The sequence below is a fragment of the Veillonella parvula genome (assembly GCF_001553335.1).
Lineage (GTDB): Bacteria > Bacillota > Negativicutes > Veillonellales > Veillonellaceae > Veillonella > Veillonella parvula_S.
In genome coordinates, this window is the sequence record NZ_KQ960783.1 from 1 (window position 1) to 4,469 (window position 4,469).

2 protein-coding genes are annotated in these 4,469 nt (G+C 38.4%); both read left to right on the plus strand.

Annotated features, from left to right (window positions below; genetic code table 11):
- The coding region (locus HMPREF1865_RS02000; protein WP_196484493.1) for a YadA-like family protein at window positions 1–2,450 on the plus strand (2,450 nt) is incomplete at its 5' end.
- 194 nt (window positions 2,451–2,644) lie between these two features.
- Entirely contained in the window at window positions 2,645–3,442 is a 798-nt protein-coding gene (locus HMPREF1865_RS02005; protein WP_060919011.1) for a hypothetical protein, read from the plus strand.
- Window positions 3,443–4,469 lie beyond the last annotated feature (1,027 nt).

Sequence of the window (4,469 nt, forward strand, 5' to 3'; positions counted from 1 at the left end):
GTAAAGACGGCTCTATCGGCTTGAATGGTAAAGACGGTAAAGATGGTCTTACTTTCAAAGGTGCTAACGGTCAAGACGGTGTAGACGGTAAAAATGGTACTAACGGTATGACTCGTATCGTTTACGAAGATAGCAACAACAACAAACACGAAGTTGCTACTACTGATGACGGCTTGAAATTCACTGGTAACAACGAAAGCGTTGTAAATAAAAACAAACTTAACTCCACAGTTAAAGTTAAAGGTGAAGGCGTTACTGAAGAGCAAGAAAAAACATTTGAATCTGCTGCAGGTAACATCGCTGTAACTGCTGATGGTAACGATACTTTGAACATTCGCTTGAATAAAAACATCAAAGGCATCGACTCTATCCAAACTAAGGAAATCCACTTAGGCACACCTGATAATTACACAACAATTAAGAAAGATGGCGACCGCATTAAATACGGCGACAAAACATTCGCTAACACTGACGATATCTGGACAATCCAAGCTAATGGCACAGATGTTCCAGCTAATGGCGGTAAAGTAAATGTTAAAGGTGCTGACGGTATCACAGTATCTAAATCTGCTAATGGCGAAATGACAATTAGCGGTGCTGGCCTTGGTACAATGAACAGCTTCAACGTTAAATCTACTGGTAATACTACTGCTGATTCTGAAACAGCAGCTAAGAGTATTACTGATGGTAAAACTGTTGAATTCTCCGGCGGTAACAACCTTAGTGTTAAACAAACTAATACTGCTGACGGAGCTAAAGTAGAATTTGCATTGAACAACAAAATCGACCTTACTGATAAAGGTTCCGTAACAATTGGCGATACTAAGATCACTGATGGTGGCTTGGTAATTAACAATGGCCCATCCGTAACTAAAGACGGTATCAATGCTGGTAATAAACAAATTACTAACGTTGACGACGGTGTAAACGATACTGATGCGGTTAACGTACGTCAATTGAAAGCAGCTAAAACTAACCTTACTGATGGTCAAAATACTAAAGTAACTGGCGATGGTTCTAAAAACAATCCTTACAAAGTTAATGTTGAAGGCGATTTGAACAAAATCACTTCCATCACTAACAAAGAAGGGGATGGCAAATTAGAATTCAAAGGTGACCAAGTAGTTAACGTAGCTGGCGACAACACAATCAAGCTTGATGGTAAAACTGGTGACATCACTGGCTTAACTAACAAAACTCTTGATTCCGCTGACTTCGCAACTAAAGGTCGTGCAGCAACTGAAGAACAATTGAAACTTGTTCAACAAGAAGCAGCTAAAAAATCTACTGAAAAAGTACAAGCTAAAGATGATGCTAATAACATTGCTAAAGTAGCTCCTAAAGCTGGCGATACATTCGGTGCAGCTGGTGCAACATACGAAGTATCTGTAGATAAAAATGACGTTAAAGACGCAGCTCGTGAAGCTGTTACTGTAACAGGTGACAAAAAAGCGATCACTGTAGACGTTCAACCAAATGCTACTAACCATACAACTAACTACCAAGTTAACTTCAATGGTAAGGAAGCAGCTAAACAAATTCCATTGACTTACAAAGAAAATGGTGGCAACGCTAGAACAGTAATGTTATCTGATGGTTTAGACTTCTCTAACGGCGTAAATACTACTGCTCACACTGATGCGAACGGTAAAGTATCCTTCGACGTGAAAGGCGACCTCACTAACATCACTTCCATCTCTAACAACTCCAATGGTCCGAAATTATCCTTCGGTGGAGATACTGTAAATATCACTGGTGGCAACTTCAACATGGGTGGTAACAAAATCACTAATGTTCAACGTGGCACTAATGATACAGATGCAGTAAACGTTAAACAGTTGAAAGATTCTCGTACTACATTGACATCTGATGACCAATCCGTAGTATTGAAGAAAACTGAAACTGCTGATGGTGGCTTAAACTATGACCTTTCCGTAAAAGGTGCAGTTGACCCTCGCGTTGATAAATTAACTGAAGAAGTGGGTCGTGTAGGTGCTCAAGGTGCAGCGTTGTCCGCATTGAAACCTATGCAATATGATCCATTGGAACCAACTCAAATCATGGCTGGTTACGGTAACTACCGTGGTAACTCCGCGATTGCAGTGGGCGTAGCTCATTACAAAAACGAGTCCACAATGTTCCATGGCGGCTTGTCCTGGGCTGGCGGTTCTAGCCACTTGATGGCAAACGCTGGTGTAACTTGGAAAGTTGGTAACAGAGATGCTGAAGCAGCTGTAGCAGATCGCTACCGCAAAGGCCCTATCAGCTCTGCATATGCAGTTCAAACTGAAATGGCAGCAATGAAAGCTCAAAACGCCGGATTAAAAGGTGAAGTATCTGACTTGAAATATGAAAACGAACAAATTAAAGCTCAAAACGCTGGTCTACAAAGTGAAGTAGAAGTATTGAAAGCTCAAATGGCTGCAATGATGGCGAAAATGGGTATGTAATATGTCTCCTGTGATGGTGAAAGCCCCTTCTAGGGGCGCCCATCCTAAGGCGTGTTCGAGTAATTAGGTCTTATGACTTAGTTATACTTTCAGAAAAACTAGGAATCCTAGTTAGCAAATGGATACAACTGGTAAGGGTTCCTTCGGGAGCCCTGAACCAGCACATTAATTCGACTATGAAAAGAGGAATAGATATGAAAAAATCTACAATGCTTGCTTTTACAGCAGCACTTTTAATGAGCGCAGCATCCATCACTGGTCACGCAGCAAGCGCACCAACATATGATGACAACTTGATCTTGCCTAACCCTGTATTCGCACCTGGTTTGAGCAATGTTGTATTGGTACCTGTGGCTAGCCCACAAGTAGTACAATCCCTTCATGATTATGTGAAAGCATGGGAAAATGCTGAACAAAAAATCGCTTTAGCAGAAGCTAAACGCGACAATCATGAGCAATTAACTAAAGCAGACAAAATCTGGTTACATTCCAAAGATAAACATAACTATGCTGATTACTTCCGTACGCACTCCCTTGGTCGCGTACATGGCTTTGAAACAGCTTTGAACTGGAACGGTGAAAGCCGCAACAAAAACGAATACGAATACTTTGAAATGCCTAAATACAACGAAAAAGATGGCTTTGTAAATAGCTATGGATTCAATGTATTGCGCGGTATGGTAGATCGTGTTAACGAAGTTGTACAAAAACAAAAACAAGTTGGCGGTCCTATGACTGACGACGAAGCACAAGTATTAGAAGATACAATCTTGGATATTCTTGCTCAAGAGCAAGAACATGTATCTAACGAAGAACTTCGTCATTACATGAACGAAACAATTTGGTTCGCGGCTAAACAAACCGTTAAAAATAAAGCGAGCGAAGAACCAACTGCTGCTGATGAGCACGTAGTAGACCTTCGTAAAGCAATTAACGAACCAGTGGGTAGTAACTACTACAATAAAGTTGACTTGCATAGAGCGATTCAATAATAATTGATATCTATATTGATATAGATATCAAAAAGCCTTTGCCTTCTCTCGTCTTAAAGGCTTAGTTGATCTCTAATACATGTGGTATACGGATATATGTCCGCCATATATCCGTATATCTACAAAACACAATGGTCCTTATATTGGGTTTATAAGGGCCCCTAACACGTACCCTGGACCCCCGACTAGGGAACACAAATCCTTATTAAACAACGTCATCCGTTTGGATGGCGTTATTTTTATTATATATATACTATTAAAGGATAATTGCCTGTAAATAATTAAAGGGTTATTACGTGTAAAGGGGAATTTGTGCTTTATGTATCTATATAGGCTATCTAAAGTATTAAGCTATCCGAGATATATATTATTAAGTGTTAAGATATAAGCGCTATTAAGTATTAAGGTTTCTAAAGCATAACTGCTAAGGTATCTATAGTTAAACTATCTGAAATCTATAGCTTTACTAGAACTCTTATAGATGCTGTTGATTATGCTTCTAATAAGAGTTACGTAATATAAATAAAGAATAGAAGATTGTTGGTAACTATAATAGAAATAAAACAATATAAATGATTAAGTAGTAGCACTGATAGATTCATAGAGTACAGTTGATCATCTATATTATTGATAACTACTGTATATAGTATGTATTGTACTTGTTTATACCATATAAGCTAATTCAAAAAAAGTTTGCAAAATTTTAAAATTAGGGGTTGCGCCCCTCGGCTCTTTGTACTATAATAGCTATACAGTCGTTCGAAGCGACTGTTTATTAGTTAGCAAACACTAGATAAAATATATGTTTGTTGATAATCGTTTTAGAATAAAAACGTAATTCCTGGTTAAAACAGAAATTACAAAATTCTAAAAAAGATTATAAAAAGATGTTGACATGAAAGTGACAACATGTTATTCTAATCTAGTCGCCGGTTGACGAAACACTTTAATAAAAGTGCTTCAAAGCTAGATAAAATCTGGTTTGACTGGTATAGATCTTTGAAAACTGAACAATGATAGGTAATCA